We start from the raw sequence: 15,822 nt of genomic DNA, 5'->3' as shown, positions 1-15,822 counted from the left end.
AAGCAGCGTTAGTAATGCCCATGCTTATAATTGTTTTGCTCGTGTTTGTCATGCTTATTCGCCTATGTTCCGTACAAATGGCTCTGCATTCTGCCGCATCACAATCGGTAAGGCAAATCGCTGCAAATATCCAACCGGTAGAGTTGGCATTGAAGCAGGCTTCAGCCCGCATTCCCGTAACGGAAACGACAAGCACTTCCTTATCTTCATGGAGCGAGATTGCGGCAGATGCATCGGAGTGGCTTCCCTCTCCTGTTGGAGAGGTGGTATCGTCCGCGCTGCGAGGTGACTTCAAGCCGCTCCAAAACATGGCTGCTACGGAGATTGGCCGCGCAGTCGTCGAGCCCTTGTTAAGAGAGTTTGCAGATACAGCCATTATTGATCCGAAGAGACTGAGACTGGAATGGTTATCGCTGCCTGATCTGAGGAAGACAGAAGAGCCGTATTTGGCTATTTCCGTGGAGTACGATTTTCCTTTAAAGCTTCCCTTCTTCGGGAAGCCAATCGTGCTTAAGGAGCAAGCTTCCGAGCGTGTTTGGATAAGCGACTCGGCTCCTGCCAGATATGGTTTGGAAAACACGGATCAACAAAATATTCCGCTGCAAATTGTGGCGATAGAGCCTGTGCCTCTGCGGCCTGGGAGGAAGGCGACCGTAACGGTTAAGACGTTGCCGAATGCGGTTATATCGCTTGATGTTACTTACAAAAGCGGCGCTAGCAAAGCGAAGCATTTGGGAGCGGCAGCGGCAGATGACGACGGTTATGTGTCATGGACTTGGCATGTATCCGGAAATACAACTCCCGGCGTCTGGGAGCTTACCGCATCGGTTAAGAGCCAGCCTTCCAACCAAGTATCGATGCATTTTGAAGTGGAGAAAAGCAGCAGCGGCGGCAGTTAATGAAAAAAACGGAGAGGGAGAGGAAAGTAGCATGCTCCTCATACAGACGGCTGCGGTAGCCGTGTTTTTGATAATTGCTTTCGTCACGGATTTAAAATCGCAAATTATTCCCAACCGGCTAACGGCAAGTTTTTTTGCTGCTGCGTTTATTTTTCATGCTGCTTTCAGCGGTATTGATGGAGTAATAACGTCTGCTGCCGGAGCTGCCGCCGGTTTTGTGCCATTACTGCTGCTTTATTTGGCAAGAGGGATAGGCGCCGGGGATGTGAAGCTGTTTGGAGCGCTGGGTGCATGGGTTGGAGTAGCGACGGTGCTGCAGATGATGCTATATGCCATTTTGTACGCTGGTGCGATTGGAGTATGTCTACTTGTTGTGAATCGTGCTTTCGGCAAGAAGGTAACGGCAGGAGTAACCGCAATCCTTGTTCCAGCAGCAGGATGGCGAAAGAAGCAGTGGCTGAAATGGGCTGAGTCAGGCAAAAAATTCCCGTTTATGTTGGCGGTTGCGCCAGCTGCTATTACGGTATGGTCAATGATCAGCAACTAGCACGATGCTTGAGGGGAGAGGAATGGAATGCAGAGCTATCGAATTGATTTTGCGATGAATCAAGGGCATGAGATGACGCTTGACCGGGAAACCGGCATATTTAGAAACGAGCTTGATGAGATCGAGACGCAGATGCTGCTGGGCGGACGGATTCCGTTTCTGCTGCCTGTTGATTGGTTCGAGCTGGATGGGAAGCTCATCTTTCGATACAAGCTGTCAGGCATGAAAATGCTCCTGCATCGCTTGCAGCAGCAAAAGCTAACGATGGAGCAGTATTACACGCTAATACTCGGCATTTCGGATGCACTGTTTGAGTGCAAGCACTATATGCTGCGGCCCGAAGGATGCTTGCTCGACGAGCAATTTATATTTATTGGAGAGAGCATGCATGACATTCGGTTAGCCTATGTGCCTATGAAGGGAGATGCTGCGGGGCAAAGCGCCGGTGCGGGTGATCTTTTATCTTTAATCGTGCGATTCACCTCCTATATCGACCATATTGACGGTGAAGGATTAAAGCAGGTTCTTCATCATTTAACGAACACAAGATGGCCGTTAGCGGAGCTGCGGGCAACGCTTCTACATTTGATTGGCGAAATACCCGCATTGCAGCACAGTAGGGTAGCGCAGACGATAATTCAACCGCAAAAAGCAGACCAGACCCAACAAGCACAACAGTCTCGGCAAACTCAACAAACCAAACAATCCCACCCGGATCAGCAATCCGAGCCGTTTCAGCAAACAGAATCATATTCATGGGCAAGCCATCAGCAACAAGCTGAGCCAGAACGCTATCAAGCCATACACAAGCAACATGAGCCTTCCTTCCCACTTCATGATGGGTATAATTCTAATGCTATGAAAGCTTCTTCCAGCGCTTTTGTGGAAGATATGGACGATAGATTAGAAGAGTCCGAACCAGCCCTGAAGAAAAAATGGATTTTATCAGCAGGGCTGATTATTGGAATAGCATGCGTGTGGCGTTTCGTTTATTTTAAAGCTGATACCAAGCAAAGCTTGCTGATCAGCTTGGGTATAACGTTGCTGCTCCTAGCTGCGATGCTGTTCGTTTGGCGAAAAAAGGATAGTCAGCATGCCGACACCATGGATAGGGAGTATGGGATAGGACAGCTAGAGCAGGATTATGAGGAGGAGCAAGACTCGAGAAGGTTTCCCGGACTTGTGAATATTTATGGTGAGCAGAATTGGCAAAAAGCTGCATCCAAGCAATCGGCGAACGATCTTAATGAAGAGGGCAAAATCGATTCAGGGTCCACAATCCATGTGGTCGCCGCAAACCATATGCACCCAGCTGCTGAACCAACGGTACTACTCTGGAAGGAAGAACAGAAAGAGACCTCTAACGAGCATGCTGAATGGCTTCAAAGAAGCTGGGAGGGGCAGGACTCAAAGCTTGAATTGGTAGAGGGATGTTTTAAAATAGGGCGGATGGGTGAAAACGTGAGCTATACTGATCTTGCTGGAGGCGTTTCACGACTTCATTTGGAAATCGAGCGCTCTGATGGGGGATATAAAGCAAAGGATCTGGGATCCAGAAATGGGAGCCTGCTAAATGGAGAAGCGATGATACCTTACAAAAGCTATAAGCTTTCGTTAGGCGACGTTATCCAATTAGCAGGCGCGAGAGGACCTTGCTACGAGCTTAGATCGGGATAAACAGAGCGCATCTTAACGGCGACGACCCACTAATTCATTCATGGCGCTATCGACAGTTGGATACTTAAAAATAAACCCATGCTCAAGCGCCTTGCGAGGCAGTGCGCGCTGACCATCAAGGAGCAGCGTAGACATTTCGCCAAACAAGGTGCGCATTAGAAAGGCCGGCACTGGAAACCAATGCGGTCTTCCCATTGCTCTTCCAATTGCCCGGCCAAATGCATCATTGGTTACTGGATCCGGCGAGGACCCGTTAATCGGCCCGCTAATATCATCGTTGTCCAGTGTAAACAATATGAGTTGGACCATATCCTCAAGATGAATCCAGGAAAGCCATTGCTTTCCGCTGCCGATTTTGCCGCCGCCGAACAAACGGTAGGGCAGCGCCATTAATGGGAATGCGCCTTCCTTCTTGTCCAGAACGACGCCAACACGGAGCTTGACGAGCCGCCCAGCAGCAATGGTGTCGGCGGCTTGCTCCCATTTCTGCACCACTTCCGATAAAAAGTCAGTAACGTTGGTAGGACTGGATTCATCGAAAATGCCGTCAGCCGAGATACCGTATGCTGAAATGCCGGAGGCATTCACGACAACGGTTGGTTTATGTTTGAGCGATTGCATAAGCTTAGCGATGCGGGCTGCTGCTGTCCTTCTGGATTCCATGACACGCTGCTTGGCAGCTTGCGTCCAGCGCTGATTAATGGATTCGCCTGTAAGATTAACGATTGCATCGATGCCTTCAAGCAAAGCCGGATCAGTTCCCAGCTCACTCCAGGTTAATCGGGTAATGCCGGAGGGCTCAGAGTGCTCCTTTGAGCTTTGCCTTGAAATAATATAAACTTCATCATTTCTCTCCAATAAAGCTTTGGTTAACGCACGTCCGATAAAACCTGTCCCGCCAGCAATCGCAACCCGCATCCCTGTTCGCTCCTTCATTTACCTCGTTACTTGATTTCCTCGATATTGACTAGCCAATTTTGTTTAAGGTTTGCTTCGCCTTCGATTGCTTTTTCCGTATACTCGAATTTCACTTTGGCGTCATCCGGCAAAGCTTCAAGCTTGCTTTTTAAATCTTCCGTTATTTGTAACGGCAATGTCCCTGAAGCTGTTTCTATCTCTATAGAGTGCGAGTCGCTTAGACCGCTGTATGTTCCTTCGTTAACTTTAACCGGATCTGCCGGCTCCTCAATTCCGCCGCTGTTTGCTGGAGTTTCAGTAGGCTCTGGCGAGGAAACATTAGGATCAAGCATGCCGCTTTCTTCAGGAAGTTGGCTGATTTCCGGCCCTTCCTCGACTGTTCCTTGTTGTTCATTCCCTGGATTTGCATTATTCGCGTTCGTGCTGCCACAAGCTGATGTGGCGAGCATAACAGCTAGAAGAACTGCTCCTGCTGTAGCTGCTTTTTTGCTTCTTCTTCGCTTCGATGAGTTCATGATAAGAACCACCTCCTGTATGTATTAACGAAATGAACGCTAGTTAGGTTACATTTATATATAAACGCATAGGAAAGCAATGAAGCAAATGACCGGATTCGCAAGCTGCTGAAAGTATAAATGAGCTTAAGCCGCGTGGAGCGGCTCAAACTCATTTATTAAGTAAATGCTTATAGGGGCCGTAGTCGATGCCTTGACGTTCAAGGAAAGTAACTAGGCTGCGGTAATCACGTTTTGGAGTTGCTCGTATGTAGCCTTCGATGCAATGCTCGCGCGTTACGGACGAAGCGCCGTGCTCAATTGCCACCTGACCAATTTTGGCTGCGATGGAATGTTTAGCTATATCGCGAAAAGCGCTTGGCACTGGTGATACAAGCTCATCCAGCAGCTCCTTGGAATCGTCGTTCCACATGCTGCGGCTGCGCTCTACCCAGTAGTTTTGCCAATCGAGCTTAGACTTGCCGTCTCGCATCGGAAGCACCTTGAGAAATTTTCGAAACATGAAAAATCCGCCAATCGACATAGCCGCAACCATGACGACCGCCCAAAAAACGATAAAATACATAAACCAATCCGGCGCAACTTTCATACGTGTCTTTCACCTCAATAATGAATTATACCGTATTCCTAGATTTATTTCGACATTCCTTGTAAAATAAGGTTTGATCAACCGAAAGGGGCGAAAGATTCATGTTGAAAATAGGTTCCCATGTATCATTTTCGGACAAGGGGCTGCTGACTGCAGCACAAGAAGCATTATCCTATGGCTCAGGTACGTTTATGATCTACACCGGTGCACCTCAGAATACAAGGCGGAAGCCGGTCGACACGTTATATATTGAAGAAGGCAAGGCGCTTATGGAGCAATCCGACATCAATGAGATTGTCGTGCATGCTCCGTATATCGTTAATTTAGGCTCATACAAGGATTCAACGTATGAACTCGCGGTTTCGTTCTTGCAGGAAGAGATTCGCCGGACAGACTATATCGGTGTTCGTAATATTGTCCTGCATCCAGGCGCTTATACGGATAAAGATGCAGAATACGGCATTGCCCGCATTGCAGAAGGCCTGAATGAAGTGCTTGCCGGCACCAAAGAAACGAATGTAAACATCGCGCTTGAGACGATGGCCGGCAAAGGCACCGAAATCGGCCGCAGCTTCGAAGAGATTGCCGCGATTATCGACAAGGTTCAGGACAATCATCGCCTGACAGTATGCATGGACACCTGCCATATGCATGATGCCGGATATGATCTCGTTCATGATTTGGACGGCGTGCTGGAGCAGTTTGATCGCGTGGTTGGACTTGACCGCGTAGCGGTCGTTCACGTCAACGACAGCAAAAACTCGCGCGGAGCAGGCAAGGACAGGCATGCACCGGTCGGCGCAGGCTGGCTTGGACATGAAGCGATCCAAAGAATCGTTCATCATGAAGGGCTGAAAGGGCGTCCTTTTATTCTGGAAACGCCATGGATCGGCAAGGAAGACAAAACGGAACGGCCGATGTACGAAGCGGAAATCGCCTTGTTAAACGGCAACGGCAGAAGCCGTTTTGGCGAAACGTTCTTCGAGGATGTAGAGCGTCTGCACCATTTCTTCGGCAAGCAAGAAATTGATCCTAGAGTTTTTGTGCTCTCTACGTGGGATTTGCTGAAAAATGATGCAAAAGCGAAAAAAGCAGATCCACGCGAGCCGATGGAACGACTATACGACCTTGTAATCGCAGGCCAGCCGCTGTCTTCCGAATTGACGGAAGAACAGATCAACCAGCGGATTACCGCTTGGTTCGGCGGCAAGGAACTGCTTGCCAAGGTTTAATATAAGCTAGCAAAACATTTCATTTATATCGTTGTGAAAGGAAGTTTGAAGTCCATGTCATCCCAATCCAAACCGTCCGAAATCTCCAATGAATTCGGCGGCAAAAGCGGCCGTGCACGCATGCTGATTTCTTGTCCGGACCGTCCGGGCATCGTTGCGGCCGTATCGCATTTCCTATATGAGCACGGAGCGAATATCGTGCAATCGGACCAATATACAATGGATCCGGAAGGCGGCATGTTTTTTATCCGCTTCGAATTTGATTTGCTTGATCTAGATAAGGAGCTACCTGTACTCGTGGAGGATTTCGCAAGAGTAGCTGATCGCTTCGATATGAAGTGGCATACTTTCCGCGCTAGCCGCAAGAAGCGTCTTGCCATATTTGTATCCAAAGAGGATCATTGCTTGCTGGAGCTGCTATGGCAGTGGAAGGCAGGAGACCTAGATGCCGATATTTCGATGGTTATCAGTAACCATCCGGATATGCGGGAGCTTGTAGAGTCCTTCGGAATTGCCTATCACCATATTCCGGTTACGGCTGCTACGAAGGCTGAGGCGGAGCGCAAGCAAATGGAGGTCGTGGCGGATAAGGCGGATATCGTCGTATTGGCACGCTACATGCAAATTATTTCACCTAAGTTTATCGAGCAGTTCCCGAATCGCATCATTAATATTCACCACTCGTTCCTTCCGGCATTTGTGGGCGGCAAGCCCTATGCACAGGCCTATACACGCGGCGTGAAAATTATCGGCGCAACTGCGCATTATGTGACAGAGGAACTAGATGGCGGACCAATCATCGAGCAGGACGTTCAGCGCGTCAGCCACCGCGACAATGTAGATGATTTGAAGCGCATTGGCCGTACGATCGAACGCGTCGTGCTCGCTCGCGCTGTAAAATGGCATATTGAAGATCGCGTAATCGTGCATAATAACAAAACGGTTGTATTCAACTAGCTGCATATTTATGCGAGTATTCTTATTTTTATGATGGAAAACAAGCATGCAGAGTGATACAATATTCAAAGTTATTGCGTACTGGTATGACGCTGCGATCGTTATTGAGAAACCATATAACGAGACGAATATTAGACTAGAGTAGACCATAGGAGGCAAATGGAATGACAGTTACACAAAAATCAATTGACCAGCTTTCAATCGATACGATCCGTACACTTGCGATCGACTCCATCGAGAAAGCGAAATCAGGCCACCCTGGTATGCCAATGGGCGCTGCTCCAATGGGCTATCAGCTGTTTGCAAAAAATATGAAGCATAACCCATCGAACCCTACATGGATTAACCGCGACCGCTTTGTTTTGTCCGCGGGTCACGGCTCGATGCTGCTTTACAGCCTTCTCCACCTTTCCGGCTATGACTTGCCGCTCGACGAGCTGAAAAACTTCCGCCAATGGGGCTCTCTGACTCCAGGGCATCCGGAGTTTGGCCACACGGCAGGCGTTGATGCAACTACGGGTCCTCTTGGACAAGGTATTGCGATGGCTGTAGGTATGGCGATTGCCGAAGCACAGCTTGGCGCTACTTACAATAAAGAAGGCCACGATCTAATCAACCACTTCACATACTCCATTTGCGGCGACGGCGACTTGATGGAGGGCGTATCCCACGAGGCTGCTTCCTTCGCGGGCCACTTGCAGCTTGGCAAATTGGTTGTTCTATATGATTCCAACGATATCTCGCTTGACGGCGAGCTGAGCCTTTCGTATTCCGAGAGCGTTCAAAAACGTTTTGAAGGCTACGGCTGGCAAGTGCTTCGCGTAGAAGACGGCAACGATCTTGATGCGCTTTCTAAAGCAGTAGCTGAAGCGCAAGCGGATCTGTCCAAACCGACTTTGATCGAAGTGAAAACGGTTATCGGCTACGGCAGCCCGAACAAAGGCGGCAAAGGCGGACATGCAGGTCCTCACGGATCACCGCTTGGCGCTGACGAAACAAAATTGACGAAGCAAGCATACGGCTGGTCGGAAGATCTTCAGTTCCACGTGCCTGACGAAGTTCGCGCTCATTTCGCAGAAGTGAAAAGCAGCGGCGAGCAAGCCAATGCAGAGTGGGACGCTAGCTTCGCAGCATATAAAGCAGCTTTCCCTGAGCTTGCGGCTCAATTCGAGCTTGCGATCTCTGGTGCATTGCCAGAGGGCTGGGACGCTGACCTTCCTGCATACACAACGGCAGACAACGCGGTATCGACTCGCGTAGCTTCAGGCAACGCGCTTAACGGCCTTGCGAAAAACGTACCGACGATTTTCGGCGGATCCGCTGACCTTGAAAGCTCGACAATGACTCACCTGAAAGGTTTGACGCAGTTCAAACCAGGCAGCTACGATGGCCGCAATCTTTACTATGGCGTTCGTGAATTCGGAATGGCTGCTGCAATGAACGGTATTGCGCTGCATAGCGGCTTGAAAGTATTCGGCGGTACGTTCTTCGTATTTACGGATTACCTTCGTCCGGCTGTTCGTCTTGCTGCACTGATGAAGCTTCCTGTCGTTTATGTATTGACGCATGACAGTATCGCAGTAGGCGAAGACGGTCCTACGCATGAGCCGATCGAGCAGCTTGCTTCGATCCGCATCATCCCTGACCTTACGGTTATTCGTCCGGCTGATGCTAACGAAACTTCGGCAGCATGGGCATATGCCGTTGAGAACACAGGCAACCCGGTAGCACTTGTGCTTACTCGTCAAAACCTGCCTATCCTTGAAGGCACAGTGAGTGATGTTCACGCTAACCTACGCCGCGGAGCATACGTTGTATCCGATGCAGCAAACGGCAAGCCGCAAGCGCAAATTCTTGCAACTGGCTCTGAGGTGCAACTAGCTGTAGCCGCTCAAAAAGCATTGGCAGAAGAAGGCATTCAAGTACGTGTCGTCAGCATGCCGAGCTGGGATTTGTTCGAGAAGCAATCGAAGGAGTACAAAAACTCCGTCATTCTTCCTGAGGTTAAAGCTCGTCTTGCCATCGAAATGGCTCATCCATTCGGCTGGGAGCGTTACACAGGAGACCAAGGCGATATTCTTGCTATCGACCGTTTCGGCGCATCCGCACCTGGCGATCGCGTAATCAAAGAGTATGGCTTTACGGTAGAAAATGTTGTTAGCAAAGTAAAAGCATTGCTGTAATAGCGATTCAAGCTTTAGCATCCGATAGATAAGGGAGATCACAGCCACCATGTCTCAATTCGATAACGTATCAATCGTCAAGAAAGCAAATGTTTACTTCGACGGTAAAGTAACGAGCCGCGCTGTACTGTTCGCGGACGGCACCAAAAAAACACTCGGCATCATGCTGCCGGGCGACTATGAATTTGGAACGGACTGCGTCGAAATCATGGAGATTTTGGCTGGTGATTTGAAAGTGCTGCTGCCTGGCGAAACGGAATGGCTGCACATTAAAGGCGAAGGCGAATTCACAGTGCCTGCGAACACCAAATTCAAGCTTCAGGTTGCTGAAGTATCGGATTACTGCTGCTCGTACATTTACGAATAGTTTTGCCTAGCAAGTTCAAAAGAGGCTTTCCACACCTGCGAGCAATCGCCGGGGGAAAGCCTCTTTTTTTTGCCTGCTCATAATCCCTAATATCGTGCTAACAATCATAAAACATGGTTATATAAGGACCCGGCTCCGCAGCGCTACAATTAGCTTTGTAATGGCTAAATATAGACAAAACATTAGGGGTGGAGGGGGAAAAGCAATTGAACCGGCGGATTGCAAAGGCCGTGCTGTCGTTTATACTAAATAATGGAATCACCATGATAATTTTTCAAAGTATGGGCTTGTCTGCTTCGGCTTTCTTATATTGAAGAATGGCGCAAAATTCGATTTTTCGTGACAACTATACGGTAAATCAAATTGATTTGGACTATGCAAATCGGATAAGGTTAAGAGAGAAAGAAGCGCGCATGCTTTAAGCCTTCGCGTTTACTTAGGAGGTTATGTTCTTGAAGGAAAAAAACGTTGGACCCTTGGTGGCGATCTTGTCACTGGTCCTAGTAGCGATCATAACGATTTTGTTCTTCTTGCCGGCATACGACGGGGAGATCGGCTTTGACGTTACGATATTGCCGCTGCTTAATGCGATATTCAACTGCTTCACCTTTATTGCGCTGGTTGTTGCGCTAGTTGCGATTTTGAAGAAAAATGTACGTCTTCATCGTACATTCATCGGGGCTGCTTTTACATCCACGACGCTGTTTCTTGTTTCCTACGTCACTTACCATTATTTGACGGAATCAACGAAATACGGCGGAGAGGGCGCGCTGCGCTCAATTTATTTCTTCATTCTGCTAACGCATATTTTGCTAGCTATTGTTGTTGTGCCGCTTGCTTTGCTGTCTGCTGTCCGCGGCTTGCAAATGAAGGTGGACAAGCACCGCAAAATCGCGAGATGGACGATGCCAATCTGGCTGTACGTGAGCTTTACGGGCGTTGTTGTATATCTGATGATTTCTCCTTATTATTGAGAAGACAATGAAGGCCGCCGGGATAATCCTGGCGGCCTTCATTGTTTATATAGACGTTAAACAGCCGCGCTTGCGCCTTCGATAGTTTTTTTCAGCCTCTTGCGGTGCACGCTCCGCGAGAGGAAGACGCTGATCTCGTAGAGTGCGACAAGCGGAATTAAGATGATAAAGGCAGAGACAAAATCCGGCGGTGAGATCACGTTCGCGACGATAACAAGAATGAGATAAGCATAACGCCGCGATTTCTTAAGCCGTTCAGGCGTCAATAAGCCGATTTTGGTCAGGAACATGACGAGAATCGGAAGCTCGAAAGCGAAGGCGATCGGCAGGACAATGTTAATCATGAAGCTGAAGTATTGGGTAATGCCATAGGTTTCGACAAGATTCAGCTTATCGGATACATCCGTGATGAAGGAGAAGCTCATTGGCAGCACGACATAATACCCAAAGGCAAGCCCAAGCAGCAGACATAACACGCTGTAAGGGATGTATCTGAGCGTCGCGCTTCGTTCATGCTGATGCAATCCTTTTTTGACGAAACCCCAGATCAGATAAAGCGTGACGGGCAATGAAGAGGTAACAGCGAATGCAAGCGATATGTTCATGTACATGCGGATTCCGTCGAAGGGGGAGAAAACATTCCATTCGAGCGTCGAAGCCGGCGGTGTGCTTTTAATATAGTCTAAAATAATCGGCGATACGGCAAGGCCAGCGCCAGTGAATACGGCAAATACGGCGAAAATCGAAATCAGCAGCTTGCGAAGCTCGAAGAGATGCTCTAATAAAGGCATATTGGTTCTATTGCTCATTAAGATGCACTACCTTTCCTAATATTAGGAACGCATATGATGGCGAGCGTATGCCTTGCGAAGCTCGAACGTGTGGAAGCCATCTTGAAGCTTTGTTTGAATCTCCTTAAGAATGTCCACATCCTCGAAAGAGAATTTCCTTGCGCCGCCTCGCGTCCTGTCAGGGAAAATGAGCTGCTTTTCCTCGTAATAACGAATCTGCCTCTCCGTTAAACCGGTTAATTCACAAACGGCGCCAATTCTAATCACTTTATTGCTCATTGCTTCGCCTCCTATAACAATTAAAAATAGGTGAGTGCTTTCTTGCATGCAAATGATAGGTTAAAGTGAGTTTATATAACATGAAAATGACCTTGATGGTGATTTTAGCAGGCTGAATGAAAGAAGACAATGGTCTTGATGGACTATGAATATTTGTTTGAAAAAGGAATTTGCCCATTTTTATGCAGGATGAACTGACTATAAATACTTTTTTTATTGATACGTCAAAATATATAAAGAATATTTATGTTAGTTTTTCTTACATAATAATAGAGTGGGCTCTGTAGTCCGTGTTATCTTTTCGTTGTGAGATTTACAAAGCCGACGAATGGAGTGAGCGGAATGGAGTCGACGAAAACGCCTAGCGAGATGTCCAGGCGGCAGTTTCTGAGCACAGTGGGGAAGATAGGCGGAGGAGCAGCCGTATTTAGCGTAATGGGTACGCTTGGGCTGCTATCTCCGGAGACGCTAAAGGCAGCAGACTTTGAGCCGCCGGACGGGAACGAGCTGTCGATGAGTAAAAAAGGCGGCAAAAAGATTATAATTCTAGGCGCTGGTATTGCAGGGATGACTGCCGCTTACGAGCTTAGCCAAGCCGGCTACGATTGTACGATTCTGGAGGCGCGCGCCCGTTCGGGAGGACGCATCTGGTCTGTGCGGCGCGGAACGACGATAGCTGAAATAGGGACATCCAAGCAAGTGGCGCGATTCGCGGACGGCTTATATTTGAATGGCGGTCCTATGCGTATTCCGCAGTTCCATGTCACGATGGAGTATATCCGTAAGTTCGGCATTCCTATTGAACCATTCAACAATGTGAATGATCACGCTTATTACTATAACGAGGAAGTTGGCGAGCTTTCCGGCAAAAAAGTCAGAAAGCGCGAAGCAAAAGCGGATGTTCGCGGATACGTTAACGAATTAATGGCCAAAGCGGTTAACCAAAATGCGCTCGATCTGCCGATTACTGCCGAAGAGAAGGAAAAGCTGGTTGCCTACCTGCGCTCGGAAGGCGGCTTGGATGCCGATTTGTTCTACAAGGCTTCCTCGCGCGGCGGTTATAAGGACGAGCCGGGCGCAAGGCTTGATGCCGGCGTCATTCGGGATCCGTTCAGCATGAAGGCTATTTTGAATTCAGGCTTCGGCAATTATTTCAGCAGCGAATACGGCTATGATCAGCAAATGATGATGTTCCATCCGGTTGGCGGCATGGACGCGATCTCTAATGCTTTCGAGAAAAGGCTAAAAGGTAAAATTAAGTTCCACTCCGAGGTCATTGAAATCAAGCAAAGCGGCAGTGGCGTAACCGTCCTTTATAAAGATCTTGCTTCAGGTGAGGAGCGTAAGATCGAAGGCGAATATTGCATATGCACGATTCCTCTATCTGTGCTGAAATCGGTCAAAGCCGACTTCTCTCCGGAGATGAAAAAGGCGATTGATAGTATCAGCTACGCGTCAGCAGGCAAGATCGGCTTGCAATTCAAGCGCCGATTCTGGGAAGAGGATGAGCAAATTTACGGTGGCAATACGCTGACCAACATGGATATCTCATCGATCTATTACCCGCCGACAGGGTATATGCAGAAGAAAGGGCTGCTGCTCGGCTATTACGCGTTCGGCGGAAGCGCGGATAAGCTAGGCGAGATGTCGTATATTCAGAGGGAAGCGCATGCGCTTCAGCAGGGCGCGAAGATACATCCACAATATCATAAAGAGTTCGAGGCCTCATTCTCTATAGACTGGAAGCGAATCAAGTACAATCTTGGCGGCTGGGTATCTTACACAGGCGACCAGCGTACGACCGTTTATCCGACGTTGTGCAAGCCGGACCGCAGAGTCTATCTTGCGGGTGAGCATATGAGCTATATTACGGCATGGATGGCAGGCGGCATCGAATCTGCACGCGCAGTCGTAACCGATATTCATCAGCGCGTGATGAAAGAGTAGCAAGCTGATTCATGCCGGTTCATGAAACTTTAGGAGGAATGCTAAAGATGGAGATAAAGTTGAAGCGCAACGCGAAAATCGCAGTCGGAGCAGCCATATTGTCATGCTTCCTGGGTGCATCCGCCTATGCAAGCGCATTATTGCCTAATAAATTGCCGTTAACGCCGGTAAACGAGCCTGAATTTTACGGAAGCCCAACCTCGTCAATTGCCAGCGCGGTGGCTTTGCCTTCCGGAGCAGCGACGTTCTCGACGAGCGGTACGGTTCCGCCGCTTCTGAACAAGGATGGCAAGACGGTGTATGAGCGTTACGGAGACACGGAAAAGCAAGGGGAAGGTATCCTTTTGAACATCGAAAAGCAGCTTAAGGAACAAGGCCTTAGCATGAAGGATGTAATTTATCTCAGGGTATACGTGACGGCTGACGAAGCGAAGAAGGGCGAATTCGATTATCAAGGCTGGTTCAATGCCTATGCGAAGTTCTTCAATACGAAGGAGAACCCTACCAAAGTGGCACGCTCAACAGTAGGCGTAGCGGGCTTAGTCAACAAGGATTGGCTAATTGAGATCGAAGCAGTGGCTGCTTATCCGATCGCTCACAACCAAAATTAATAGCAGTAGCTTAGTCCTATATAAAGAAGAAATGGAGATGATGGTTGATGCTGCAAAGTATTGGTTTGCCGGGACTTATTATGATTCTTGTAGTGGTATTGATCATATTTGGGCCATCCAAGCTGCCGGAACTGGGCAGAGCGGTAGGAAGAACGCTTCATGAGTTTAAGTCTTCCGCGAAGGAGCTTGTCGCGGAGACGAAGGACGATGTCATTGAGAAGCAGGAAGCAGCCAAATAAGGTTGGCCTAATCAAACAAAGAGTTGCCTCGATTGCAGTGCATTTGCAATCAAGGCAACTCTTTGTTTCTATGATGGCTGAGCGTATTAAATAGTATGCCTTACGAAAACCTAAGCTTTATCGCCAAGCTTGCGTCCGATCCATTGCTCATAGGCTTGAGCTACGCTGCACATATCAAGCTCGCCAAGTCCCATGGTGTCTCCGATCTGGAATTGGTTCTTCGCTGCTTCGAGCAATGGCGTTGGCACTTTCAAGCCGTCCGATAGGACGGAGCTCAGCTTCAAGTCCTTCAGCATCAGCTCAAGCGAGAATTGCACGTCATAATTGCCTTCCAGCAGCTTGGCGCCCTTGAGCTCCGCTGCCTTGCTTGCTGCGCCGCCCGATTGGACGAGCTCGATGAACGAAGCGCCGTCGATGCCGCCGCTTGCGGCAATCGCCATGCCTTCGGCCAATGCGACAACATTGATGCCAACGATCGTGTTATGCGCAAGCTTCGCCACGGAGCCGCTGCCGTTAGCGCCCATCGGAATGACCTTGCGGCCCATTGCAAGCAAAACATCAGTGGCTCCGCTAAGCGTGTCTGTAGAACCTCCTACCATGAATACAAGCGTACCGCCTTCTGCTGCCGGCTTGCTGCCAGTCACCGGAGCGTCGAGGAACGAGGCGCCAAGATCCGCCGCCGCCGCCGCAAGCTCCTTCGCCAAAGTCGGCGAGATTGTGCTGCTGTCAATGAGCGTATGACCGCTGCGTGTTCCAGCAAAGATGCCGTTCTCTCCCCAATAAACCTCGCGAATTGCGGAATCGTTGCTAATCATCGTAATAACAATTTCCGATTCTTGCGCTACGGCAGAGGGGCTGTCCAATTCTTTTGCGCCAAGGGCGGTAAGGGAGTCTGCTTTGCCTGGCGTGCGGTTATATACCGTCACCTCGAAGCCTTTGTTTAGTAAATTCGTTGCCATTCCAAGTCCCATAACGCCTAACCCGATAAATCCGATCTTTTTCATGAAGATTTCCTCCGCTCTTAATCTTTTTTTAATTAAGTATACCGCTAATTCATCAATTATTCATTGTTTGTTGCTTGTTTTTATTAGGTAAAT

The 15,822-nt window shown here is 48.8% G+C and carries 17 protein-coding genes; 11 read left to right on the top strand and 6 right to left on the bottom strand.

All coding sequences use genetic code 11. The features are described 5' to 3' along the window. The first annotated feature begins 14 nt into the window (after positions 1 to 14). Genes A7975_RS33560 through A7975_RS08715 form a run of 3 tightly spaced genes read left to right on the top strand, consistent with a single transcriptional unit; the run spans position 15 to position 3,123 of the window. Entirely contained in the window at positions 15 to 899 is an 885-nt protein-coding gene (locus tag A7975_RS33560; RefSeq protein ID WP_176707699.1) for a hypothetical protein, read from the top strand. A 31-nt stretch (positions 900 to 930) separates the two neighbouring features. Further along, complete coding sequence (locus A7975_RS08720) at positions 931 to 1,446, top strand: A24 family peptidase (protein ID WP_065384923.1); 516 nt, start codon at positions 931 to 933, stop codon at positions 1,444 to 1,446. Between the two features lie 27 nt (positions 1,447 to 1,473). Beyond that, a complete protein-coding gene (locus tag A7975_RS08715) occupies positions 1,474 to 3,123 on the top strand; it encodes a DUF6382 domain-containing protein (RefSeq protein WP_065384922.1) in 1,650 nt (549 codons plus the stop codon). A gap of 12 nt (positions 3,124 to 3,135) precedes the next feature. On the opposite strand, the gene A7975_RS08710 is transcribed toward A7975_RS08715, so the two are convergent. The 3 genes from A7975_RS08710 to A7975_RS08700 all read right to left on the bottom strand — a co-directional run bounded on the left by A7975_RS08710 (position 3,136) and on the right by A7975_RS08700 (position 5,145). Beyond that, complete coding sequence (locus tag A7975_RS08710) at positions 3,136 to 4,041, bottom strand: TIGR01777 family oxidoreductase (RefSeq protein ID WP_053374439.1); 906 nt, start codon at positions 4,039 to 4,041, stop codon at positions 3,136 to 3,138. A 26-nt stretch (positions 4,042 to 4,067) separates the two neighbouring features. After that, entirely contained in the window at positions 4,068 to 4,556 is a 489-nt protein-coding gene (locus tag A7975_RS08705) for a hypothetical protein (protein ID WP_053374440.1), read from the bottom strand. A gap of 151 nt (positions 4,557 to 4,707) precedes the next feature. Next, positions 4,708 to 5,145, bottom strand: a complete 438-nt coding sequence (locus A7975_RS08700; RefSeq protein ID WP_053374441.1) for a DUF2621 domain-containing protein — start codon at positions 5,143 to 5,145, stop codon at positions 4,708 to 4,710. Positions 5,146 to 5,246: 101 nt separating this feature from the next. Between A7975_RS08700 and A7975_RS08695 the strand changes: the two genes are divergently transcribed. The 5 genes from A7975_RS08695 to A7975_RS08675 all read left to right on the top strand — a co-directional run bounded on the left by A7975_RS08695 (position 5,247) and on the right by A7975_RS08675 (position 10,858). Next, the gene (locus A7975_RS08695; protein WP_065384921.1) at positions 5,247 to 6,377 is read left to right on the top strand and encodes a deoxyribonuclease IV; all 1,131 of its coding nucleotides are present in this window, start codon (positions 5,247 to 5,249) and stop codon (positions 6,375 to 6,377) included. A 54-nt stretch (positions 6,378 to 6,431) separates the two neighbouring features. Then, positions 6,432 to 7,334 (top strand): formyltetrahydrofolate deformylase, encoded by a 903-nt coding sequence (gene purU, locus A7975_RS08690; protein ID WP_053374443.1) that lies wholly within the window; start codon positions 6,432 to 6,434, stop codon positions 7,332 to 7,334. A 164-nt stretch (positions 7,335 to 7,498) separates the two neighbouring features. Further along, positions 7,499 to 9,517, top strand: a complete 2,019-nt coding sequence (tkt, locus tag A7975_RS08685) for a transketolase (protein WP_065384920.1) — start codon at positions 7,499 to 7,501, stop codon at positions 9,515 to 9,517. A 49-nt stretch (positions 9,518 to 9,566) separates the two neighbouring features. Beyond that, a complete protein-coding gene (ppnP, locus tag A7975_RS08680) occupies positions 9,567 to 9,884 on the top strand; it encodes a pyrimidine/purine nucleoside phosphorylase (RefSeq protein ID WP_065384919.1) in 318 nt (105 codons plus the stop codon). A 446-nt stretch (positions 9,885 to 10,330) separates the two neighbouring features. Then, the gene (locus tag A7975_RS08675; RefSeq protein WP_053374446.1) at positions 10,331 to 10,858 is read left to right on the top strand and encodes a DUF420 domain-containing protein; all 528 of its coding nucleotides are present in this window, start codon (positions 10,331 to 10,333) and stop codon (positions 10,856 to 10,858) included. 56 nt (positions 10,859 to 10,914) lie between these two features. Here A7975_RS08675 and tatC read toward each other — a convergent pair whose 3' ends face one another. Together tatC and A7975_RS08665 are read right to left on the bottom strand one after the other, a co-directional pair. Then, complete coding sequence (gene tatC, locus A7975_RS08670) at positions 10,915 to 11,667, bottom strand: twin-arginine translocase subunit TatC (RefSeq protein WP_053374447.1); 753 nt, start codon at positions 11,665 to 11,667, stop codon at positions 10,915 to 10,917. Positions 11,668 to 11,691: 24 nt separating this feature from the next. After that, positions 11,692 to 11,928 (bottom strand): MerR family transcriptional regulator, encoded by a 237-nt coding sequence (locus A7975_RS08665; protein ID WP_065384918.1) that lies wholly within the window; start codon positions 11,926 to 11,928, stop codon positions 11,692 to 11,694. 342 nt (positions 11,929 to 12,270) lie between these two features. On the opposite strand from A7975_RS08665, the gene A7975_RS08660 reads away from it, so the two are divergent. From A7975_RS08660 to A7975_RS08650, 3 genes are read left to right on the top strand one after another with little or no spacing between them, the layout of a single operon-like run. Then, a complete protein-coding gene (locus tag A7975_RS08660) occupies positions 12,271 to 13,875 on the top strand; it encodes a flavin monoamine oxidase family protein (RefSeq protein ID WP_065384917.1) in 1,605 nt (534 codons plus the stop codon). 47 nt (positions 13,876 to 13,922) lie between these two features. Then, on the top strand, positions 13,923 to 14,486 hold the full coding sequence (locus A7975_RS08655) for a RidA family protein (protein WP_065384916.1): 564 nt from the start codon (positions 13,923 to 13,925) through the stop codon (positions 14,484 to 14,486). A gap of 47 nt (positions 14,487 to 14,533) precedes the next feature. Further along, positions 14,534 to 14,725: a twin-arginine translocase TatA/TatE family subunit gene (locus tag A7975_RS08650; RefSeq protein WP_053374451.1), complete on the top strand. Its 192-nt coding sequence runs from the start codon at positions 14,534 to 14,536 to the stop codon at positions 14,723 to 14,725. 110 nt (positions 14,726 to 14,835) lie between these two features. On the opposite strand, the gene A7975_RS08645 is transcribed toward A7975_RS08650, so the two are convergent. Beyond that, positions 14,836 to 15,762 (bottom strand): NAD(P)-dependent oxidoreductase, encoded by a 927-nt coding sequence (locus tag A7975_RS08645; RefSeq protein WP_255314235.1) that lies wholly within the window; start codon positions 15,760 to 15,762, stop codon positions 14,836 to 14,838. Positions 15,763 to 15,822: the final 60 nt, after the last annotated feature.

Origin of the sequence: Bacillus sp. FJAT-26390, assembly GCF_001682865.1 — a bacterium.
Lineage (GTDB): Bacteria > Bacillota > Bacilli > Paenibacillales > Paenibacillaceae > Pristimantibacillus.
The sequence above is the reverse complement of the archived record's forward strand: the minus strand, read 5'-3'. Positions and strand labels throughout refer to the sequence as shown.